This window comes from Winogradskyella sediminis, assembly GCF_003387355.1.
GTDB classification, from domain to species: Bacteria; Bacteroidota; Bacteroidia; order Flavobacteriales; family Flavobacteriaceae; genus Winogradskyella; species Winogradskyella sediminis.
On sequence record NZ_QUNH01000003.1, the window covers coordinates 174,661 to 196,815 of the forward strand.

Consider the following 22,155-nt stretch of genomic DNA (forward strand, 5'->3'; position numbering starts at 1 on the left):
TTAAGCTTTGCTTTCTAGTTCACTCATAACTTCAACCAATGCTTTAACACTGTCTAAAGATAAAGCATTATACATAGAAGCTCTATAGCCACCAACACTTCTATGGCCGTTGATACCATTAATGCCTGCTTCTTTTACCATAGCCTCAAAAGTTTCTTTTAAGTTTTCGTTTTCTAGAGTAAAAGTAGCGTTCATCATAGAACGGTCTTCTTTAACGGAATACCCTTTAAATAATGGGTTTAAATCAATTTCAGAATAGATTAATCTCGCTTTCTTTTCGTTTTCTGCTTCAATAGCTTTAATACCACCAAGATTTTTTAACCACTCTAAAGTTAGCATTGATGTATACACAGCAAATACAGGAGGAGTGTTAAACATACTTCCTTTGCTAATATGTACTTTATAATCCATCATTGATGGGATTTTGCGCGATACTTTTCCTAATATATCTTCTTTAACAACCACTAAGGTTGTTCCTGCAGGTCCCATATTTTTTTGAGCACCAGCATAAATTAAATCGAATTTTGAGAAGTCTAATTGACGCGAAAAGATATCACTACTCATATCACATACCATAGGAACTGGTGAGTCTGGAAAACTTTTCATTTGAGTTCCGAAAATAGTGTTGTTAGATGTACAATGAAAATAATCGTAATCTTCTGGAATCTCGTAACCTTTTGGTATATAATTGTAGTTAGCATTTTTAGATGAGCCTACTTCGTAAATATCATCGTAAATTTTTGCTTCCTTAATGGATTTGTCTGCCCAAGTTCCGGAGTTTAAGTAACCCGCTCTTTTTTCTAGTAAATTTAAAGCTACCATTAAAAATTGAGTACTTGCTCCACCTTGAAGAAACAACGCTTTGTAGCCTTTACCCTCGAGGCCTAACAGTTCTAATGCTAAGGATCGTGCGTTTTCCATCACATCTACAAATGGTTTACTTCTGTGAGAGATTTCTAACAAAGATAACCCGTCGTCAAAGTTTAAAACTGCCGCTGCTGCTTGTTCAATTACCGTTTTTGGTAATACACATGGTCCTGCACTAAAATTATGTTTTTTCATTCTACTATGAATTTAATTCAGAATCTTAACAAATAAATTCTGAATCTATTATTTTTTGATAGCTACAAAGGTGCTAATTAATTGCCTAAAATGTGTTATGAAAATGATAATTTTTAAGCCTTGTTTTGACGATTTTGTTTGAATATTTTCTATATCCTAAAAAATCTTCATTTCGTAATCAGGCTTTATATTTTTACAGGTATTGACAGCAGAAAATAGATAACTGGTTTACCAATATGTTCACTAAAAATGCAATGGTCACTATATATGTGACTTTAAGATAAGCTTAATAAGAAATCAATAGAATCTACATTGTCTGCATAATCCCAAAGTTGAGGATTTTGAGTCTCGCCAAATGCGACCTCATTATTAGAAAAGCCATTAGCAACTACACATTGAATCTTATCTGAATCCGTCTTAAGCTTCTCCTGTAATTCTGCGATATCATTGTATTTTTCGTAAAATAATGTTGCAATAGGTGAGGCATAACTGTCGTCTTCTTTAATCATTAGAAAACCATTTTCTAACATATCAAACTCACTCATTAAATACACAGCCTTATTGTAGTCGTAATTATTAGCGTATTTAGATTCGTTAATAATAGGATGCCATTTGTACACAGCATTAAAAAAAGCATCAAAATTATAATCCTTTGGGACAAAGAATTTTGCTACATTTCTACAGCCTAATCCATAATATCTAAAAATATCATCCGATAGACCTTCTAATTCTTCTTTAGTTTCGTTTCCTTTAAGTACTGCAACAGAATTTCTGTTTTTTCGTATAATCGATGGTTTATTTTTAAAATAGTATTCAAAATAACGTGCTGTATTATCACTTCCGGTTGCAATAACAGCATCGAAGTTTTCCAATCGGTCTTCTGTGAATTTAATTTTACCTTTAAATTCGGGTTCTACTACCTCTAAATATTTTGCTAAAAAAGGTAGTAAATGTTTATCATTAGAAGATTGTTTTACTAACACATGATGACCAGAAATGAGCACACTTAAAAAATCATGAAACCCGACTAACGGAATATTTCCGGCCATAATAATAGCCACTGTTTGAGGTGTTTTTAGATTAAAGTTATAAGCGCTGAGCCATTGGTTTATATTTTTATTGGTAAGTGCGTTAGACCAATTGTTAGTAGCAAAAGTGATGTTCTTTTTTGTAAACCAACCATTGTGTTCTTGTGCCAGTTTTATTTGATGTTTAAAGCCGTCAAAAAACAAATCATTTGCTTGTACGTTATCATTTTTAATATATCCGTCTTTTTGAAATTGATTTAAAAAGGCGCCTAATTTTACAAATGCGTTAATTCTTTGTTGTAAATCCATAATGGGTTTGGTTATGCGATGTTTTGGCTTTATTTTTGCAACTGCAAATTTAAGCAAAGCAAATGAGCAAGAAAAGGTTTGATTTTGATAATAAATTAAATTTTTTAGAATTAAGTAAGACTCATTTTTAATGATCAATAAAAATAGAAATTTATGGCAATTATAATCACTGACGAATGTATAAATTGTGGAGCATGTGAGCCAGAATGTCCAAATACTGCTATTTATGAAGGTGCTGACGATTGGAGATATTCTGATGGTACAAGTTTAAATGGTAAGGTGGTGTTACCAAACGGAGAAGAAGTTGATGCTGATGAAACACAAGAACCAATAAGTGACGAAGTATACTATATTGCGCCAGATAAATGTACGGAATGTGTGGGCTTCCATGAAGAGCCGCAATGTGCTGCTGTTTGTCCGGTAGATTGTTGTGTTCCTGATGAAGACCATGTAGAGTCAGAGGAGACCTTACTAGGAAAGCAACGTTTTATGCATCCTGAGGACTAAGTTCGTCCTTTAAATGACATTAGATAAAAAAATCCTGAGTCTTATAGACTTAGGATTTTTTTGTTGAGACCTTGTGGTCCAAGTATATGTGTTGTGAGAGCGAAGGTTAAATGCTAATGAGATAATTTTTCTGAAACATTTTGTCATAAATATCTTTACTAAACATATAGAGTTGTGCTGGTCGTTTAGATACACCAACTTGTTTTTCGTCTAAGGCAATAATATATTTTTTATTAATGAGTTTGCGCCTAAAATTACGATTGTCTATTTGAATTCCTAAAATGGACTGATATAAATCTTGTACATCATTAATTGTAAATTTGTCAGGCAATAGCTTGAATATGATGGGTTCTGATAAACATTTAATTTTTAAATCTTCATAAGCTTCCTTAATGATTTTTTTATGATCAAAACCTAACTCGGGTAAGTCATTTACAGGAAACCATTGGGCTTTGTGCTTGTTATGTCTAAGATCTACGTCTTCAGTATTAAGTAAGAAATAATAGGCAACCGTAATGGTTCTTAAATTAAATTCTTCATTTTTAATCCATATTAAATCCTTTTCATTAGTGAGACGATTGGGGTTACCAAAGGCCTTAAATTGTTTTTTATACTGGTTGGTTAATCCTGTTAATTCTTTTAAGACACGTGTAGCGGTATCGTCTAATGTTTCGTGATTATACACGTGGTAACCTGTTAATACAAAATCATCAACCAGTACTTTACCTTTAGATTCTAAATAACGAGGAATCAGTAAGATATTTAATGTTTTGGTGTTAACATCATATCCAAATACTACACAATCTACAGAGATATTTAATATTTTTTCGGGCTTCATAAATGATTTCTATTTAGTAATGATGTTCTAATAATACAATAAAATAAATAAAGTTGTTTGTTATTAAACGTCATATTTACATTAGCAATATTAGTAATTTTTATTCAATATTTAGCATAAATATATCAATATAACATACCTAAATGATAAAATAATAAAGATTTATTTGAAAAATATTAGGTTTTTTATAAAATTTTATAATACATTTGAAAAATAAACGTACAAATGACGTTTATAATTTTTATTATTTTTAATCAAGTTATTATGAGAAAAAATCTAAAAATAGAGTTCAATGACAGTTCAAGTAGTTATTCTCGTATAGGGTTATCTAAATCTTATGTAATATTTGCAATTATACTCTTCGGAATGTTTAACTTTAGTGCTGCGCAAGTTGATGGAAAGCAAACTAATAAGGATGAGTATACTCCATTTAGCTTGAGCGCTCATATCAAAAATATGCATACATGGCATGGCTTTGTGGTGCATCCTGGTGCTATGATAGCGAGTAGTTTAGAATACAATTCCCGAAACAAGAAGTTTACATTTGGCTTTTGGGGAGGTGCAAGTTTTTCTACAGTAGACGTTAAAAATGTATCCACCGGTGAAAATGAAAGTGCTTATTATAAAGAGGTGTCTATCTATACTAAATATCGTTTTTCTGATAAATTTTTTATAGAAGCTGTATCGCATAATAATTACACAGGAGTAGAAGAAAGGGGAGATAAGTTAGAGTATTGGAGCTATGATAAAACACAAGGTTACAACTTTGTAGATCTTAATTTTGGCTATAATATAACACCGAATACCTTACTGTATTTTGCTACTATTATAAATGGTGGATCTGGTGATTATGAGATTCAAGAGGATGGGCAATTAAAAGATTCTTGGACCCATTATTTTGAAGTTAATAGTAGGGTCTGGCAAAATACAGATTCTAGTCTGTCATTATTTGCTGGTGGCGCATGGTCATTTATAACAGATAAAACATTTTATACTGAAGGTGCCGGAAATATAATTAAGGTAGGCGCTACTTATAATAAGCAGTTTGACGTATTGCAACACACCATCCCAGTAGATGTCACGCTGATGTGGAACCCAGAACAGGAAAAAACAGTGATACAATTAGACATCACTCTATTCTAAATAAATTAATAAGCAAATTACGAGATCGTAATTATAAAATCTAGAATTATGAAAACACTTAAAATTGAATCCAGTATTCAGAAGCGACTTTTTCAGCTGCTTTTTATGGTATTGATTTTTAATTTCTATAGTTGTGCGGAACAACTTGCCGATTCAGAATCTTCAGCTGAAGCAGCGGGAACCTCTGGTGATGTTATAGAAAGTGAAATTGATCTTCGAGGTAAAAAAATTGGTTATTGTTCTCCAACACTTAATGCTCCATATTATCAGGCTTTATGGCAAAGTATAAAGGCTACTTCAGAAAAAAATGGTATGGAATTTATTTCAGCTGATGGTCAAAATGATATTTCTAAGCAAATCGCAGCTGTAGAAGATTTAATTACAAAAGGAGTAGATGCTTTGTTGTTAAATCCTATAGATCCAGAAGCGTTAGTTGGTGTTACTAAAATGGCTAAAACTGCAGGAATTCCTGTGTTTATTATAGATGGCTCTATAAATCCTTCTGCAGAATATGTAACGACAATACAGGCTAATAATTTGGCTAACGGCAAATTAGCAGGTGAGTGGTTGGCTAAAAAGTTTGGCAAACAACAAATGAATATAGCCTTATTAAGTGGTAATGCTGGTAATCCAGTAGGACTTAAACGCAAACAGGGTTTAATGCTAGGAATTACTGACGAGCAATTACGGACCCAAGGAAAAATTAACTTAAATGTGAAAACACAGGCGTATACAGAATGGTCTTACGCTGGTGGATTAAAAGCTATGGAAGATATTTTGGTAGCGCATCCAGATATTAATGTGGTAATTACAGAATCTGATGTTTGTGTTTTAGGTGCTATTAAAGCAATCGCTCAAGCAGGAAAAACAGATGATATTTTAATCGTCGCAGGTGCTGACGGCCAAAAAGAAGCCATAAAGTATATTATGGAAACTGATTTTTACGGTTGTACTGCAATGAATAGTCCTGTTCAAATAGGAAAGAATGCGGTAAAATACGCTGTTCAGTATATGAATGGTAAGCGCGATTTTGATAAGAATTCTTATACAGCTCCATTATTGATTACCAAGGAGAATGCAGCCAAATATTACAATCCTGAAGCTATATTTTAATAATTAAAACATTTGATATGAAAAATTCAGAATATGAATACCGTCTTGAAATGACAGGAATATCAAAAAGTTTTGGTGTTGTGTCTGTACTTAAAAATGTAAACCTCAAAGTTAAAAAAGGAGAAATACATGCCTTATTAGGAGAAAATGGTGCTGGAAAATCTACATTAATCAAAATATTGAGTGGAGTGCACCAAAAAGATTCGGGTTCAGTGGTTTTAGATGGCACAGAAATTACTCCTAAGAATACACATCAAGGACAGATTTTAGGGATAAATGTCGTTTATCAAGAATTATCGTTGGTAAATGATTTATCTGTAGCCGAAAATATTTACTTGCACAAATTAGGCGCGAACAAAACTTGGATGAACTGGAAAGGCCTAATTCAAGACGCTCAAGAATTATTGGATTCTTTAGGATTTAAAATTGATGCTAGTGTTAAGGTGAAGCAACTGAGTATTGTTCAGAAGCAAGTAGTTGAAATAGCGAAGGCCATATCAGAAGACACAAAGGTTTTAGTTTTAGATGAGCCTACTACGGTATTTGACCCTAACGATATTCAAAAGTTATTTAAAATCCTTTTTAAACTTAAAGCACAAGGAGTTTCTATAATTTATATCTCTCACCATTTAGATGAAGTGTTTACAATTGCAGATGCCGTAACGGTATTAAGAGATGGTGTGGATACAGGTAGTATGCCAATTGCCGAAACCGACAAAGACGGAGTAATTCGCTTAATGATAGGGCGCGAATTAAAAGATTTATATCCAAAAAGAGATGTTAAAATTGGAGATGTACCGGTATTTGAAGTTAAAAATTTAACAGCAAAGGATACCATGGTACATAATGTGTCATTCAATGTAAAACCAGGTGAAGTTCTTGGAATCGCAGGTTTGGGTGGTAGCGGAAGAACAGAAACAGCGAAGCTTATTTTTGGTGCTGATAAAAAGAAATCGGGCACTTTAATTTTAGAAGGTGAAGAAATAAAAACCAATTCACCTGTAGACGCGGCAGGTTATCAAATTGGTTTTGTGTCTGAGGACCGAAAGGAAGAAGGGGTGTTTTTGCCTTTATCCATAAGACGTAATATCAGCGTTACAAGTTTTGATTCTATTTCTAGTAAGCTCGGATTTATTAATATAGAACATGAGTACAAAAAAGTTTTAAACTTAATTGAGAAACTGAATATAAAAACGCCAAACTCGGAAGTTGATGTAAAGAATTTAAGTGGTGGAAATCAACAAAAAGTAGCATTAGCCAAGTGGCTAAGTATTGATAGTAAAGTTATTTTCATTGATGAGCCTACAAGAGGAGTCGATGTTGGTGCTAAAATTGAAATTTATAATCTTATCAATGAGGTCGCTAAAAAAGGTGTGGGTGTTGTAGTGATATCTTCAGATATGCCAGAAATTATGGGTATCTCAGATCGTATTCTCGTAATGCACGAAGGAACGTTATACGGCGAACTCAAAAAAGAACAATTTTCGGAAGAAAACATATTACGCTACTCTATTGGCGAACCTCTAAAAGCAATCTAAACAAACTAATAAAAACAAACATATTATGGCACTAACATTAAAACAACAACTGAGCAGTCCAGGTGGTATTCTAAAGTTTTTAGTGAAATATAATACAATTTTCATATTTATATTACTAGTTATTTTTTCGGCACTAATATCTGATGTGTTTTTTACTTCAGTAAATCTTTCTAACTTATTAAAACAAGTATCTGGTATAGGTATTATTAGTATCGGAATGTTAATCGTTATTCTTACAGGTGGTATTGATTTGTCTGTGGGATCTATGGTAGCTCTGCTTGCCGTGACCTTTGCGATTTTAATTAATATTTTTATAGCTCCAGTAGCTATTTTATTAACTATAGCTATTGGCTTTGGGTTAGGAAGTATTTCTGGTTATCTCGTTGCCTATCAGAAAATGGCGCCATTTGTTGCTACGCTAGCCTTAATGACAATTGCTAGAGGTATGGGTTTTATTTACTCCAAAGGTTCACCTGTAACGTTTACAACGGTTGGTGGTCAATTTATGTCCGACTTTGCAAACAATTCCACTTTAGGTATTCCTAACATCGCTATCGTCTTTTTTTTAATCGTTATTATGGCTATGGTAATGTTGCGTTACAATGTTTTTGGACGATTAATTATAGCGATAGGAAGTAATGAAGAAGCTTCGCGATTATCGGGAATTAAGGTTAATAAGTATAAATTTTTAGTCTATGCTATTTCCGGAGCTTTAGCTGCAACCGCTGCTATTATTGTGGCATCAAGAACCAACTTAGGATCACCTAATATGGGAATGGCATGGGAATTGGATGCTATTGCAGCCGTAGTTATAGGTGGTGCTAGTTTAAATGGAGGAAGAGGTACCGCCATTAATACGCTTATGGGAGTGCTCATTTTAGGCTTAATAGGAAACATTTTAAACTTATTGAACGTGCCTTCTTATCCGCAGCAAGTTGTTAAAGGTGCTATCATCATTTTCGCAGTATTATTACAGAGATTCGAAAGTAAATAAATATAAAAGCAGTTATGAAAAGTTTAAAATTAAATGCTAAAAACCTATCTGCAATTTCAGAAAGAATTGCTACACCAAAATACGATAGATCTGCTCTAAAAACAGGAATTGTTCATGTAGGGATTGGTGGATTTCATAGAGCGCACGAAGCGTTTTATACAGATCAATTGTTACATGATAATAATGTAAAAGATTGGGGGATTTGTGGCGTGGCATTATTAGATTTTGATACCAAAATTTACAATACTCTAAAAGCACAAGATGGTTTATATACTTTAATTGTAAAAGAATTAGATGGCACGCATACCAAACGCGTTATTGGGTCTATTGTAGAGTGTTTATTCGCACCAGAAAACCCTAAAAAAGTCATTGAGAAAATGGCCAGTCCAGAGGTTAAAATTATCACCTTAACCATTACCGAAGGAGGTTATAATTACAATGAAGCAACAAAAGCTTTCGACTTTACAAACCCACTTATTAAGCATGATTTAAAAAATCCAGATCATCCAAAAACCATCTTCGGATATCTCACTCAGGCTTTAAAACTACGACAAGCACGTGGTTTAGCTGGTATAACTATTCAGTCTTGCGATAACATTCAAGGGAATGGTCATATGATTGAGAAAATGTTACTAAGTTATGTGGAGAAAGCTGCTCCCAATTTGGTAGAATGGCTAACGGCTTATGTTGCATTTCCTAATGCTATGGTAGATCGTATTACACCTAAAACTTCAGAAGAAGATATCGCAACTTTAGTCGCAGATTCTGGAATTGAAGATGCTTGGCCTGTTGTTTGCGAACCTTTTAAGCAATGGGTTATTGAAGATCATTTTAGTGCAGGTAGACCTGCTTGGGAAAATGTAGGCGCACAATTTGTTGAAGATGTGGTGCCTTATGAAAAAATGAAACTTAGTTTATTAAATGCAGGGCATTCAGTATTGGGAATTTTAGGAGCATTAATGGGCTACTATACCATTGATGAAGCGGTTAATGACCAAGAACTTAAGACGTTTCTAAAAAATTATATGGATTTTGAAGTAACACCTACCTTAGGTGATTTAGAAGGTATTGATATAGAGGCTTATAAGCAATCGTTATTACAGCGTTTTGGAAACGTAAATATCAAAGACCAAATTGACCGAATTTGTTCTGAAACCTCAGCGAAATATCCCATTTTTATTTTGCCTACTATTAATTCGCAACTAAAACATCAAGGAGTTGTACAGTTAGCAGCTTTTGTAACAGCTGCTTGGGCACTTTACAGTTTGGGGACAGATGAAAGAGGAACGCAACTCAATATCAACGATGTGTTACAAGAGGAATTACATGCCAAAGCCAAAATTGCCGTAAATGAACCTGAAGCATTTCTAGATATAGAATCTGTTTTTGGGGACTTAAAATCTTCGAGCACCTTTGTGTCAGCATATAAAGAGGCTTATAATAACATTACAAATTTGGGTGTGGCAGCAAGTATAGCCTCATATAATCTTAAATCTATAAAACAGTATTAATATGAAAAATATAGTTTGTTTTGGAGAAGTGCTGTGGGATGTTTTTCCTAAGCATAAGAAAATAGGAGGTGCGCCATTGAATGTGGCATTGCTCTTGAAATCATTAAAAAACCAAGTATCTATAATAACGAGAGTTGGACGAGATTCTGATGGGAAAAAAATCGTTTTTCATATTGTAGAACATGGTATTAATACAGAAAACCTTCAAGTAGATGATACACTTAAAACAGGTGAAGTAGAAGTGACTTTGGATAATGCTGGTTCAGCTACTTACGAAATTAAACAGCCAAGAGCGTGGGATAATATTCAACTTACTGAAGAAGTTAAGCTTGTAACGGAAATTGCAGACGTATTTATTTATGGAAGTTTGGTTACAAGAGATGAAACATCGAGACATACCTTGTACAAATTACTAAAATTGGCAAAGTTTAAGATTTTTGATGTCAATTTAAGGGCTCCGTTTTATACCGGTGAAATCTTAAATCACTTAATGAGAGAAGCAAGTTTTATAAAGTTTAATGATGATGAGATTTTTGAAATTTGTAAGAGTTTAAATTTTGACTCAATGTCTTTAGAAGAAAATATAAAGTTCATCGCTAAGCACACCTATACGAAGACCATATGTGTTACAAAAGGAGGTGATGGTGCTATTTTATATTTGGATAATGCATTTTACTATAATGCAGGTTATAAGGTAAATGTTGTAGATACTGTTGGAGCTGGAGACTCATTTTTAGCGACTCTAATAAATAAATTATTGAAGAATGCAGCACCGCAAGAGGCTATAGATTATGCCTGTGCGGTTGGTGCTATAGTTGCAGGAAGTGAAGGTGCTAATCCTGAAATAAAACAAGAAGATATAGGTAAATTTATTAGCTCAGGCTATTAAATTGTACTTGTTTTGATTAATAGCAATTAAAGCCTTATGTTTTTATAAGGCTTTTTTTATGTCCTTTTGTGGTGCTTTATGGGAAATTTGAAAAATCTCATCGATACAATAGGGGTTTTGGTATAGGCAATCAAGCCAAACATATATTGTACTTTATATAATAAGCATATCGTTTCAAATTTGTAGTGTAAAATCATAAACACTCAAACATGAAACGTTTTTTTATCATATTAATCTTATTAATTGTTCAGATTGTTCCGGCACAGGAAACGAATCCGGATACTTCTAATATTTGGAGTTTAGATGATTGTTTAGAATATGCTTTAGAAAATAATATTACTATAAAGGATGCCTCTTTAAATAAGGGTCAAGCCGAAGTAGATTATAGTAAAGCGAAGTCTTCAAGATTGCCCAACCTTTATGGTTCTGCTTCTCAAACATTTTCCAATGGTAATTCTATAGATCCTATTACGAGTGATTTTGTTAGTGAACAAATTCACAGTACAAATGTAAGTTTGAATAGTTCTATGACCATATTTCAAGGTAATCAGATAAATAATCAGATAGCTCAAAACGAGTTATTGCTTAATCAAAGCGTGTTTCTTGAAGAAGAAGTTAAAAATAATATCATTATAAGCATATTAGAAAACTATTTACAAATTCTGTACGCTAAAGAAGGTATTACCATCGCTGAAAATAATTTAGCGGCTTCAGAGAAGGAAGTTGAACGCGCTAAGGCCAGATTAGATGCAGGCTCTATTGCATTAAGCGATTATACCGAAGCTCAAAGTCAAGCAGCGTCTAATAAATACGCCATAATAACAGCGAAAAACACGTACCAACAATATGTTATTGCGTTAAAGCAGTTATTAGAATTAGATCCTACTCAAGATATAGAAATTGAGACCTTAAGTTCTGATTTGGATTATGTGACTATAGAACTCGATAAAATGAAGATTTACAATAATGCGCTGGGCATTCTACCAGAAGTAAATGCAAGTAAAATAGGAGTAGAAGTCAGTGAAAAAGAATTAGAAATTGCTAAAGGTGCTTATTTGCCAACCTTGTCTTTGGTAAGTAGTTTAGGATCTGGTTATACTAGTATTAATGATAATAGCTTTTCGGATCAGTTTGATTTAAACTTTAATCAAAGAATTGGGCTCTCTTTAGATATTCCAATTTTTAATAGAAATCAAACCAAAGCTGCTGTGCAATCAGCCCAGATTAATATTGAAAAAGCACAGATTAGCCAACAACTCGTAGAAAAAGAAGTCTATAAAAAGGTAGAAACAGCATATCAGAATGCGCTCTCTACGCAAGAGCAGTTAGTTGCTGCATTAGCCTCAAAAGATGCTGCGGAACAATCTTATGCTCTAGCTCAAAAGAAATACGAATTAGGCGCTTTAAGTACTACGGATTTGGTTATCAGTCAAAATACATTTACCAATGCACAGCAAAATTATTTACAAGCAAAATACTTGAATATTTTATACCAACAATTATTACAATTTTATCAAGGAAAAGAGATCAAACTTTAATCAAAACACTCATGAAAAATAAAAAGAAACTTATAATCACTAGTCTCGTATTAGTGGTAATTGCAACCATAGCTTTTAGCTTTTTAAAAGGTGAAGACTCCATAATAATAGAGGCTGAAACAGTATTAGCAAAGAAAGCTGATGTCACTACGATGGTGACGGCAACCGGAACCATAGAACCTATAAACCAAGTTGATGTAGGTACACAAGTATCTGGTGTTGTAGAAAAAGTATATGTAGATTATAACTCTGAAGTTAAAGAAGGACAGTTAATTGCTGAGTTAGATAAAACCAATCTAAAAGCTTCACTAACGCAAGCACAAGCAGCTTATGACAATGCGGTAAGTCAGAGAAATTATACGAAAACAATTTACGACAGACAGAAAACTTTATACGATAATCAGGTGATTAGTAAATCAGATTTTGATGATGCTAATTTTAACTACCAAACAGCAAAGGGGACGGTGACGCAACGCCTTTCAGATTTACAATCTGCAAGAACCAATTTAGAATATGCCAATATCTATTCACCTATAGATGGTGTGGTATTATCTAGAGATATTGAAGAAGGCCAAACTGTAGCGGCTAGTTATAGTACACCAACTTTATTTACAATCGCTCAAGATTTAAAAGAAATGCAAGTTGAAGCGGATGTTGACGAAGCTGATATAGGGCAAGTGAAAGAAGGTCAACGTGTAGAATTTACGGTCGATGCGTATATCGGAGAAACGTTTAATGGTGTGGTGACACAAGTACGTTTAGATCCTACAGTGACATCTAACGTTGTGACTTATACAGTAGTTGTTAAAGCAGATAATGAAGATCTTAAATTAAAACCAGGTTTAACGGCGACCATTTCAATTTTTACTTTAGAATTAAATGATGTGCTCACGGTTGAAGCCAAAGCAATTAATTTTAAACCTGAGAGAGAGACTTTAATGGCTTATAATAATCAACATCAGTTGGCCCCTAATAATGAAGAACAGTCATCAAGTGAAACTAGCCTTTGGGTATTAGGAAAAAACGGATCAATCACCCCAAAATCAGTAATTCTCGGAGCTAGTGATGGTGTAAATGTTCAAATATTAAATGGTGTATCAGAGGGGGATAAACTAGTGTATAGTTTAAAAGGTGTTTCTAAATCAGAAGCAGGACCAGCGGACAAAAGTGAAAGTCCGTTTATGCCAAAACCACCAGGAGGAAGTCGAAAAAAATAAAAGCCATGAGTAAAGAAATCATAAAAATACAAGATTTAAAGCGTGAGTTTACCATGGGTACCGAAACGGTTCATGCCTTAAAAGGAATTTCATTTTCTATACAAGAAGGAGAGTTTGTAACCATAATGGGTTCTAGCGGATCTGGTAAAAGTACAATGCTAAATATTTTAGGCTGTTTAGATCAACCCACATCAGGGTTGTATGAAATTGATGGGGTGAGTGTAAAAGATTTAAATAGAAATCAGTTAGCCACCATAAGAAATGAAAAAATTGGATTCATATTTCAATCTTATAATTTATTAGCCAGAACCTCTGCTATAGAAAATGTAGAGCTTCCGCTATTATACAATAGTAAAATAACTTCTGAAGAGCGAAGGGAGAGAGCAATCAAAGCCTTAGAGATGGTTGGTTTAGGCGAACGATTGCATCATACCCCTTCGCAGCTTTCAGGAGGACAACAGCAACGTGTGGCTATAGCAAGATCGCTGGTAAACAATCCGGTAATGATTTTAGCAGATGAAGCCACAGGGAATTTAGATACAAGGACATCATATGAGATTATGTCTTTGTTTCAAGAATTAAATAGAAAAGGGATTACAATCACCTTTGTTACGCACGAGCCAGATATAGCAACATTTAGTAGCAGAACTGTGGTTTTAAAAGATGGAGAGATTATGCAAGATTATAAAAATCATAATATTCAATCTGCCGCTGAAGAATTAGCTAAACTACCTAAACAAGATCATTAATTATGAGAGTTTTAAATTTATTAAAAATAGCAACAAAAGCCATTGTGCTTAATAAAACCCGAACCTTACTAACTATGTTGGGTATTATCATTGGTGTGGCATCTGTTATTGCGATGTTGGCTATTGGAGAAGGCTCTAAAGAAAGTATTAGAAGTACTATTTCTGCAATGGGTTCTAACATGATTACCGTAAGGCCTGGAGCAGACGATAGTGGTCCGGCAAGAGGAAGTGGAGGCGATGTACAAACTTTAGTGTTAGAGGACTACGAAAAAATTAAGAAAGATGCCGATTTGTTAAACGCTATAACTCCGGTAGTAAATAGTGGAGGACAAGTGATCAATGGTTCTAATAACTGGCCAAGTTCAATATATGGTGTTAATCCCGATTATCTAAGTATTAAAGTTGTTGGGTTGCAAAGTGGTAGTATGTTTACGGATGCTGAAGTCAAATCTGCCTCTAAAGTGGCTTTAATTGGACAAACTGTTGTTGATAATGTTTTTCCAAATGGTGAAGAGCCTGTAGGGCAAATGATTAGATTTAATAATATTCCATTTAAAGTCATTGGAGTACTGGAGGAAAAAGGGGAAAATACTTTTGGTCAAGATCAAGACGATATTGTTATTGCACCATTTACCACAGTACAAAAGCGTATTTTAGCTATTGATTATCTCAATCAGATAATGGCTTCGGCGGTAAGTGAAGATGATGCACCGGCAGCTGTAGAACAAGTTACCGAAATTTTACGTGCTCAGCACAAGTTGTTAGATTCTGAAGATGATGATTTTACCGTGCGTTCTATGGAGGAATTGATTTCGACATTTAGTTCTACTAGCGAAATGTTAACCATTTTATTGGTAGCGGTTGCTAGTATTTCGTTGCTAATTGGTGGTATTGGAATTATGAATATTATGTACGTCTCAGTAAAAGAAAGAACGAAAGAAATTGGGCTTAGAATGGCGGTTGGTGCCAAAGGAGCTGATATTTTAATGCAATTTTTAATCGAAGCTATTTTAATCAGTATTACGGGAGGTGTAATCGGCGTGTTATTAGGTCTTGGTGCTACGGTATTTATTGAGGAATTTCTAAATTGGCCTACCAGCGTCGCCTTGTATTCTATAATTATTTCTTTTGCTGTGTGTGCAATAACTGGTATCTTCTTTGGATGGTATCCTGCCAGAAAAGCATCGGCATTAGACCCAATAACGGCATTGCGCTACGAGTAATATAATCGCTAATTTTAATCGAATAATATGAAAATTTACAAAAAAAATTATGTTATATTGAGTTTAATAACTGTTTCTTTAATTGCCACTTCATGCGGAAATAAAACGCATAAAGAAGAAAACACATCTACAAACGAAGTTATTAAAAGCGTAACAGAAAATTTACCAGATGTCAATAACTACCCAATAGTTGGTACTAATCAAACTACGTTTTTTAACAATATCGAAGAAACTGTAAAGCAAGAGTTAGGTGATGATTTTTATGGGCAAAATGCTAATTACTTAGGTAACGAACCTAAATATGTAGATAATGGTGACGGGACAGTGACTGATATGGTTACCGGACTCATGTGGCAACAATCTTTTGATCATAATGGAGATGGACAAATTAAAGTAGATGATAAACTAACATATAAAGAAATATTACAACTTATTGATGAAGGTGTTTCGTTTGCTGGTTATGACGATTGGAGTCTGCCAACAATAAAAGAAATGTATTCCTTAATTTTATACAGTGGTAGAGATATTGCACCAGAAAGTAGATCAGAGGAGAAGCTTATACCTTTTTTGGATAATAGCACGTTTGACTTTGCCTACGGTGATTTAGATGCACGTGAGCGTCTTATTGATATGCAATGTTCTACAACAACCACATATGTAAGTGAAGAAGTTGAGCAACTTATGTTTGGTGTTAACTTTGCAGACGGACGTATTAAAGGGTATGGTTTGCGCGCACCACATGGTCCTGGAGATAAAAAATTTAATTATTTATTTGTAAGAGGGAATAAAAATTATGGTATCAATGATTTTGTAGATAATAATGACGGAACCATAACAGATAAAGCTACAGATTTAATGTGGATGCAAGATGACAATGGAGAAGCGATGTTATGGCAAGATGCTTTAAAATATGCGGAAGGAAAAGAATTTGCTGGTTATGATGACTGGAGATTGCCAGATGCAAAAGAATTGCAAAGTATAGTGGACTATACGCGCTCTCCTGCTACAACAAATTCGGCTGCAATAAACTCAATCTTTAATTGTTCTGAAATTATTAATGAAAAAGGAAATAAAGATTTTCCTTGGTATTATACGAGTACCACACACGCTACCAAAGAAAATGGTACAAAAGCAGTCTATGTCGCCTTTGGTAAAAGTTTAGGTAACATGAATGGAAATGGATGGATAGATGTACATGGTGCTGGTTCTCAACGTAGCGACCCAAAAACTGGTAACCCTGAGGACTATGCGGAAGGTGACGGACCTCAAGGAGATGCCATTCGTATTTATAATTATGTACGTTTAGTAAGAACGATTGAAAAATAGCAAAATGAAAAAGAACACAGACTTAGGATTACTACTATTAAGAATAACAGTAGCAGGATTAATGCTCTTTCATGGAGTGGCAAAATTAGGGCATCTTGATGGCATACAAGGCATGTTGTCAGACATTGGTGTACCTCAAATAGTGGGTTATGGAGTATATGTCACTGAATTAGTGGCACCAATATTAATGATTATAGGTTTTAGAACCCGATTAGCATCTTTGGTATTTTTCTTCGGAATGGTTGTGGCTTTGCTCATGAAACATTCAGGAGATATATTTGCGCTTTCAAGAACAGGAGGGTTAGAGATAGAACTTATTTTGCTGTATGCCTTCGGAGCTTTAGCTTTGTTCTTTACGGGAGCAGGAAAGTACGCCATATCTACCAAAAATATTTGGGATTAAAACATTAAATGATAATGCAAAAAAATATAACGGTAACAATTCTGTCACATGCACTAGTATGGCTTGTGCTTTTATGTATGCCATATATGTTGTCTTATGGACAAGAACAAGATATAAATAGGTTAATAGCACATTTCTGGATTCCTTTGCTGTTTTCAGCTGGTATCTTCTATGGTAACTACTTTTTAATCATCGATCAATATTTATTTACAAAAAAAATGTTGTTATTCATTGGTGTAAATGTTGTATTAATCACTTGTGCTATAGTTTTTAAAGAGTTAATAGAAGGGCTGTATTTTGAGGATCTTATAAAAGGTCGTCCTACTGAAGATGGTGATAAACCACCTTTTAAAATGTTTCTCTATATACAATTGCTTATGTATATGGCGCCTCTGTTATTTTCTATTGCTATAAAAACTACAAAGCGTTGGGTGAGAACGGAAGCAGAGCGTAAGGAAGCGACTAATTTTAAATTAAAATCAGAATTACAGCATCTTCATTACCAACTACAACCGCATTTCTTTTTTAATTCATTAAATAATATTTATGCAATGGTAGATCTATCGCCAGACCAAGCCAAAACATCGATCCATAGCTTAAGTAAATTAATGCGTTACATGTTGTATGAAACGGATGTAGAGTTAATTCTTTTATCTAAAGAAATTGAATTCATGAAAAAGTATATTGACCTTATGAAGCTTCGTGTTTCAGATAAAACGGTTGTGAATTATAGTTTTCCATTGAAAGAAACCGGAATTAAAATTGCACCTTTACTTTTTATTTCATTAATTGAAAATGCGTTTAAACACGGTGTGTCGGCTAGTAATGAAAGCTTAATTACCATTGAGATGACCTGCGAAGACAACACTGTAACCTTCGATATTGAAAATGATAATTATCCTAAACAGACTAATGATCAAAGTGGTTCTGGTATAGGCTTACAGAATCTCATTAAACGTCTAGAGTTATTGTATCCTCAAAAACACAAGTTTAAAACGGCTTTAAATAATAACCGATTTTCAGTACATTTAGAAATTGAAATGAATTAAATAATGAGCACTATTAAAATTTCTTGTATTGTTGTCGATGATGAGCCTATGGCGCTCAATTTGGTAGAAAGTTATGTTGAAAAAACTCCGTTCTTAGATTTTAAAAAGAAATGTAGTAGTGCTATTGAAGCCATGGAATACATAAAATCTAATCCGGTAGATTTATTGTTTTTAGATATCCAAATGCCAGATCTTACTGGTATTGAGTTTTCAAAAATGCTACCAAAGGATACACGTGTTATTTTTACTACTGCCTTTGATCATTATGCTTTAGAAGGGTTTAAAGTAGAAGCCATCGATTATTTATTGAAACCATTTGATTATGCAGAGTTTCTTGCAGCAGCTAATAAGGCGAATACTTGGTTTGAACTCGTAAATGGTAAACGCGAGAGTATATTGTCTGAAGAGAAAGAATTCCTATTCGTTAAATCGGAATACAAACAAATAAGAGTCAAACTAGCAGATGTTCTTTATTTTGAAGGTCTAAAAGATTATATTAAAATATGGTTAAAGGATAACCCTAAACCTATTTTAACCTTGATGAGCTTAAAATCTTTAGAAGAAGAACTTCCGGAAACACAGTTTATGCGTGTTCACCGGTCTTTTATTGTCTCTTTAAATAATATCGATGTTATTGAGCGTAGCCAAATTATAATTAATGAGCAACGCATTACAGTATCGGAGCAGTATAAGCCAAAATTCTTACAGTTTATCAATAATAACTCTCTGTAATATAGTGTTTTATTGTTCGTCTATGAGTTTCGCTTATTGAACGGTGAAATTATCCTATTCGTCTATTTTGCTTTATAAGAAAGTAAAACAGAACTACATTTGTACAACTTTAAATGTATAGCATATCTCTTATGAAGAAAATAGTATTATCACTAGCTGTTGTATTTACCCTGTTGCGTTGTAACAGTGTTAAAAATGTAAATACATCTTCCGTGTCTCAGTCTGCAACGCTATTGAGCTCTTTAAGTTCTAATTCAACCGTTCAGCAAATTGCTAGCTTATTTAGTTTATTGGATACTAATAATGATGAAGCCATAAGTACCTCTGAGGCCATCGGTTCTGTGGCCGATAATTTCAATGTTTTGGATACAGATAATAGTTCAACTTTAAACTTAACTGAGTTAACAGGAATATTGAATTTGTTAAAATAATTCCCCTAGTTTAATAGCTGAAAAAGGTGTCCGGTTTAAATGGATGCCTTTTTTTTTGTATCACACATCAAATTCTACTCGGCTTAAAATCTATAAAAACGTCCTGTTGGTAGATACAATTAAGGGAAGCGTCTATTAGTATTTTATTTCAACATTATTTCAAATACTTTTAAACTATCAATAAGAATTAACGTCTAATTATTGATTGTAAAGTTTAACCTTTTAAAACCGAAGATTATGAAAGTATTTATAAAAGCATTCGTTTTACCATCATTATTTTTGGCATTTGTTTCATCGTCGATATCAGCACAAACGAAACGGGCGAATGCTACAAAAAAAGTTGAAACTACACGGACTGTAACCACAACGCGTAGAACGTCTGGTACAAGCAATAGAGTGTCTAGTAATAAGGTGACTTATAAAAAACCAACACGGAAGGTGGTTTCTGTAAGGTCTGTACCTAATAAAACCGTAGTGAAGCATAAGGGACAAAATTATTACTACGCTAATAATAAGTTTTATACTCAAGCGAGAGGGCGTTATATTGTAATTGCACCAAAAGTTGGATTTAGAATAAAAACCTTACCTGTAGGTTATAAACGTATACGTTATAACGACCATAATTATTACAATGCGCACGGTATTTTTTATATTCAAATTAATAACGAATACGAAGTTGTAGACCCGGAAATAGGCACTGTCGTTTACGAACTACCTGATGATTACGAAAAAGTAACAATTGACGGATTAACTTATTACGAATACGCCAATATACTATACGAAAAAGTTCAAATTGATGGAACAAGAGCTTATGAAGTTGTTGGTATCATTGAAATGGAGTAGATAAGATTGAATTTGATTTGTTTAAATTGATTGATTGGAAGAAAAGGAGGATAGTTATTATAACTATTCTCTTTTTTGATTTAGATAGGGTTGAATGGCATTGGAATTTTTTCTAATTAGAATGCACTAAACCCCATTGGTCTAGGCGTCTTAAAATATCTTCTAGCGACTTACCTTTAGTTGTTAATTTATATTCCGCCTTTGGTGGTACTACAGGAAATACAGTTCTAGTAATTAGGTTGTCCTTTTCTAGCTCTCTTACCGTTTGCGTAAACATTTTATTTGAAATACCTGGTATTTTTTTCTGCAAGACGCCAGAACGCAAACCGCCTTCTAATAAATGAAATAGAATTAAAGGTTTCCATTTTGTTCCTATTAAATTCATAGTGTAATGTAAGGGGCAATTCATTTCTTTCTTCAAAATATGTGTTTTATTCTATTGGTAATCATTGTTTTACTCGTTTTGGTAACTATGGTGTCTTTTGGTAAGTTATTGCTAATAAGGCAAATATAAAGTATTTTTGTAATCTAAAAATTATAAGTTATGACATTAAATAAAGATTATCCAAGATCATTTTCGCATATCGGAATTACAGTGCCAGATATTAAACAAGCTGTAAAGTTTTATTCTGAAGTGATGGGTTGGTATATCATTATGGAACCTTCAACAGTAAAAAAAGAGACAGAAACTGCCATTGGCCAGATGTGTATAGATGTTTTTGGTGATGATTGGGACACGTTTGAAATAGCCCACATGTCTACTTCAGATGGTGTTGGTATAGAGTTGTTTTCTTTTCCTCATGGAATAAAAGAAGCACCAGCGTTTAATCCGTTTAATACTGGTTTGTTTCATTTCTGTGTGCAAGATCCGGATATAGAGGGTTTAACAGAAAAAATAGTAGCGCATGGCGGAAAGCAGCGCATGCCAATTAGAGCGTATTATCCAGATGATAAACCATACAAAATGGTATATGTTGAAGATCCGTTTGGTATTGTGTTTGAAATTTACACCCACAGTTATGAATTAACCTATTCGTCTGGTGCTTATGCAAAATAGACATTTTTAAATCGTGTGAAAGCACGCAAAACGGTAATCCTAAGTCTTATGGCTTAGGATTTTTCTTTTATGGATAAAATTAGGGGCAATTTACTATTAGAATTACTTCAAAATCATTATCATTAACCACACTAAACTATAGTTATGACTTACGAAGATGATTTTAAAGTGTTTTGGCAACATGTAGAAGAAAGTATAAAAGAAGGAACTTTTGCAAAACTAACCATGGCTAAAACCATTGGTAAACCTGAATTAAAAAATATTTTTCTTAGACCTATATATGGAGACGATGGGTTTAAGGTGCTGTTGAAATATAGTTTTAGACCTAAAGACACAGAAGATATAGAAGAGGAAATGACGTTAGTTGAGGCTTTGCCTATTATTAAGTCGCATTTAAAAACGTTTTTTTTAACGGTGCTGTTATTCACCACGGAAAAAGATGTTACGTTTAAAATCAATAAAAAAGGAATTGGTACCTTAACAGAAGGGTATCCTACTTTTAAAAATGTAACACAAGCTTAGATTGTTTTAGGCAGTGAGATGTTCTACGTTTCATATTATATTAGATTCTGAGTTTTTGGCTTGGGATTTTTTTTAGAAGTGTTTCTTTATGCTATTAAATCTGTAATAATATTAGTTTATAGTTGGTATAAAG

General features: G+C 33.6%; 23 protein-coding genes. 19 read left to right on the forward strand and 4 right to left on the reverse strand.

Annotated features, from left to right (window positions below):
- Together serC and C8N41_RS13515 are read right to left on the reverse strand one after the other, a co-directional pair.
- The gene (gene serC / locus C8N41_RS13510) at positions 1 to 1,062 is read right to left on the reverse strand and encodes a 3-phosphoserine/phosphohydroxythreonine transaminase (protein ID WP_092443180.1); all 1,062 of its coding nucleotides are present in this window, start codon (positions 1,060 to 1,062) and stop codon (positions 1 to 3) included.
- A gap of 275 nt (positions 1,063 to 1,337) precedes the next feature.
- Positions 1,338 to 2,399 carry an acyl-CoA reductase gene (locus C8N41_RS13515; RefSeq protein ID WP_115839824.1) on the reverse strand — a complete coding sequence of 354 codons (1,062 nt, stop codon included), beginning with the start codon at positions 2,397 to 2,399 and terminating at the stop codon, positions 1,338 to 1,340.
- Between the two features lie 153 nt (positions 2,400 to 2,552).
- On the opposite strand from C8N41_RS13515, the gene C8N41_RS13520 reads away from it, so the two are divergent.
- Positions 2,553 to 2,906: a 4Fe-4S dicluster domain-containing protein gene (locus C8N41_RS13520; RefSeq protein ID WP_092443178.1), complete on the forward strand. Its 354-nt coding sequence runs from the start codon at positions 2,553 to 2,555 to the stop codon at positions 2,904 to 2,906.
- 106 nt (positions 2,907 to 3,012) lie between these two features.
- Here C8N41_RS13520 and C8N41_RS13525 read toward each other — a convergent pair whose 3' ends face one another.
- Positions 3,013 to 3,744 carry an NUDIX hydrolase gene (locus C8N41_RS13525; RefSeq protein ID WP_115839662.1) on the reverse strand — a complete coding sequence of 244 codons (732 nt, stop codon included), beginning with the start codon at positions 3,742 to 3,744 and terminating at the stop codon, positions 3,013 to 3,015.
- Positions 3,745 to 4,008: 264 nt separating this feature from the next.
- On the opposite strand from C8N41_RS13525, the gene C8N41_RS13530 reads away from it, so the two are divergent.
- The 16 genes from C8N41_RS13530 to C8N41_RS13605 all read left to right on the forward strand — a co-directional run bounded on the left by C8N41_RS13530 (position 4,009) and on the right by C8N41_RS13605 (position 20,443).
- Complete coding sequence (locus C8N41_RS13530) at positions 4,009 to 4,887, forward strand: hypothetical protein (RefSeq protein ID WP_249033283.1); 879 nt, start codon at positions 4,009 to 4,011, stop codon at positions 4,885 to 4,887.
- 48 nt (positions 4,888 to 4,935) lie between these two features.
- Positions 4,936 to 6,000 (forward strand): substrate-binding domain-containing protein, encoded by a 1,065-nt coding sequence (locus tag C8N41_RS13535; RefSeq protein ID WP_115839664.1) that lies wholly within the window; start codon positions 4,936 to 4,938, stop codon positions 5,998 to 6,000.
- Positions 6,001 to 6,017: 17 nt separating this feature from the next.
- Complete coding sequence (locus C8N41_RS13540) at positions 6,018 to 7,538, forward strand: sugar ABC transporter ATP-binding protein (protein ID WP_115839665.1); 1,521 nt, start codon at positions 6,018 to 6,020, stop codon at positions 7,536 to 7,538.
- Positions 7,539 to 7,563: 25 nt separating this feature from the next.
- Positions 7,564 to 8,532, forward strand: coding sequence for an ABC transporter permease (locus tag C8N41_RS13545; RefSeq protein WP_115839666.1), 969 nt, complete (start codon positions 7,564 to 7,566; stop codon positions 8,530 to 8,532).
- A 14-nt stretch (positions 8,533 to 8,546) separates the two neighbouring features.
- On the forward strand, positions 8,547 to 10,043 hold the full coding sequence (locus C8N41_RS13550; RefSeq protein ID WP_115839667.1) for a mannitol dehydrogenase family protein: 1,497 nt from the start codon (positions 8,547 to 8,549) through the stop codon (positions 10,041 to 10,043).
- 1 nt (position 10,044) lies between these two features.
- Positions 10,045 to 10,932, forward strand: coding sequence for a carbohydrate kinase family protein (locus C8N41_RS13555; protein WP_115839668.1), 888 nt, complete (start codon positions 10,045 to 10,047; stop codon positions 10,930 to 10,932).
- 209 nt (positions 10,933 to 11,141) lie between these two features.
- Positions 11,142 to 12,470 carry a TolC family protein gene (locus C8N41_RS13560; protein WP_115839669.1) on the forward strand — a complete coding sequence of 443 codons (1,329 nt, stop codon included), beginning with the start codon at positions 11,142 to 11,144 and terminating at the stop codon, positions 12,468 to 12,470.
- 11 nt (positions 12,471 to 12,481) lie between these two features.
- Entirely contained in the window at positions 12,482 to 13,687 is a 1,206-nt protein-coding gene (locus tag C8N41_RS13565) for an efflux RND transporter periplasmic adaptor subunit (RefSeq protein ID WP_115839670.1), read from the forward strand.
- A 5-nt stretch (positions 13,688 to 13,692) separates the two neighbouring features.
- Positions 13,693 to 14,436 carry an ABC transporter ATP-binding protein gene (locus C8N41_RS13570; protein ID WP_115839671.1) on the forward strand — a complete coding sequence of 248 codons (744 nt, stop codon included), beginning with the start codon at positions 13,693 to 13,695 and terminating at the stop codon, positions 14,434 to 14,436.
- 2 nt (positions 14,437 to 14,438) lie between these two features.
- Entirely contained in the window at positions 14,439 to 15,659 is a 1,221-nt protein-coding gene (locus tag C8N41_RS13575; protein WP_115839672.1) for an ABC transporter permease, read from the forward strand.
- 27 nt (positions 15,660 to 15,686) lie between these two features.
- Positions 15,687 to 16,985: an Lcl C-terminal domain-containing protein gene (locus C8N41_RS13580; protein ID WP_115839673.1), complete on the forward strand. Its 1,299-nt coding sequence runs from the start codon at positions 15,687 to 15,689 to the stop codon at positions 16,983 to 16,985.
- Positions 16,986 to 16,989: 4 nt separating this feature from the next.
- Positions 16,990 to 17,388 carry a DoxX family protein gene (locus tag C8N41_RS13585; protein ID WP_115839825.1) on the forward strand — a complete coding sequence of 133 codons (399 nt, stop codon included), beginning with the start codon at positions 16,990 to 16,992 and terminating at the stop codon, positions 17,386 to 17,388.
- A 14-nt stretch (positions 17,389 to 17,402) separates the two neighbouring features.
- Positions 17,403 to 18,437 carry a sensor histidine kinase gene (locus tag C8N41_RS13590; RefSeq protein WP_115839674.1) on the forward strand — a complete coding sequence of 345 codons (1,035 nt, stop codon included), beginning with the start codon at positions 17,403 to 17,405 and terminating at the stop codon, positions 18,435 to 18,437.
- 3 nt (positions 18,438 to 18,440) lie between these two features.
- Positions 18,441 to 19,169 (forward strand): LytR/AlgR family response regulator transcription factor, encoded by a 729-nt coding sequence (locus C8N41_RS13595; protein ID WP_115839675.1) that lies wholly within the window; start codon positions 18,441 to 18,443, stop codon positions 19,167 to 19,169.
- Between the two features lie 131 nt (positions 19,170 to 19,300).
- A complete protein-coding gene (locus C8N41_RS13600) occupies positions 19,301 to 19,600 on the forward strand; it encodes a hypothetical protein (RefSeq protein ID WP_115839676.1) in 300 nt (99 codons plus the stop codon).
- A gap of 237 nt (positions 19,601 to 19,837) precedes the next feature.
- Positions 19,838 to 20,443, forward strand: a complete 606-nt coding sequence (locus C8N41_RS13605) for a DUF6515 family protein (protein WP_115839677.1) — start codon at positions 19,838 to 19,840, stop codon at positions 20,441 to 20,443.
- Between the two features lie 112 nt (positions 20,444 to 20,555).
- On the opposite strand, the gene C8N41_RS13610 is transcribed toward C8N41_RS13605, so the two are convergent.
- Complete coding sequence (locus C8N41_RS13610; protein WP_249033284.1) at positions 20,556 to 20,828, reverse strand: winged helix-turn-helix transcriptional regulator; 273 nt, start codon at positions 20,826 to 20,828, stop codon at positions 20,556 to 20,558.
- 159 nt (positions 20,829 to 20,987) lie between these two features.
- On the opposite strand from C8N41_RS13610, the gene C8N41_RS13615 reads away from it, so the two are divergent.
- Together C8N41_RS13615 and C8N41_RS13620 are read left to right on the forward strand one after the other, a co-directional pair.
- Positions 20,988 to 21,500, forward strand: a complete 513-nt coding sequence (locus C8N41_RS13615; protein WP_092443169.1) for a lactoylglutathione lyase family protein — start codon at positions 20,988 to 20,990, stop codon at positions 21,498 to 21,500.
- A 144-nt stretch (positions 21,501 to 21,644) separates the two neighbouring features.
- On the forward strand, positions 21,645 to 22,022 hold the full coding sequence (locus tag C8N41_RS13620) for a hypothetical protein (protein WP_115839679.1): 378 nt from the start codon (positions 21,645 to 21,647) through the stop codon (positions 22,020 to 22,022).
- Positions 22,023 to 22,155: the final 133 nt, after the last annotated feature.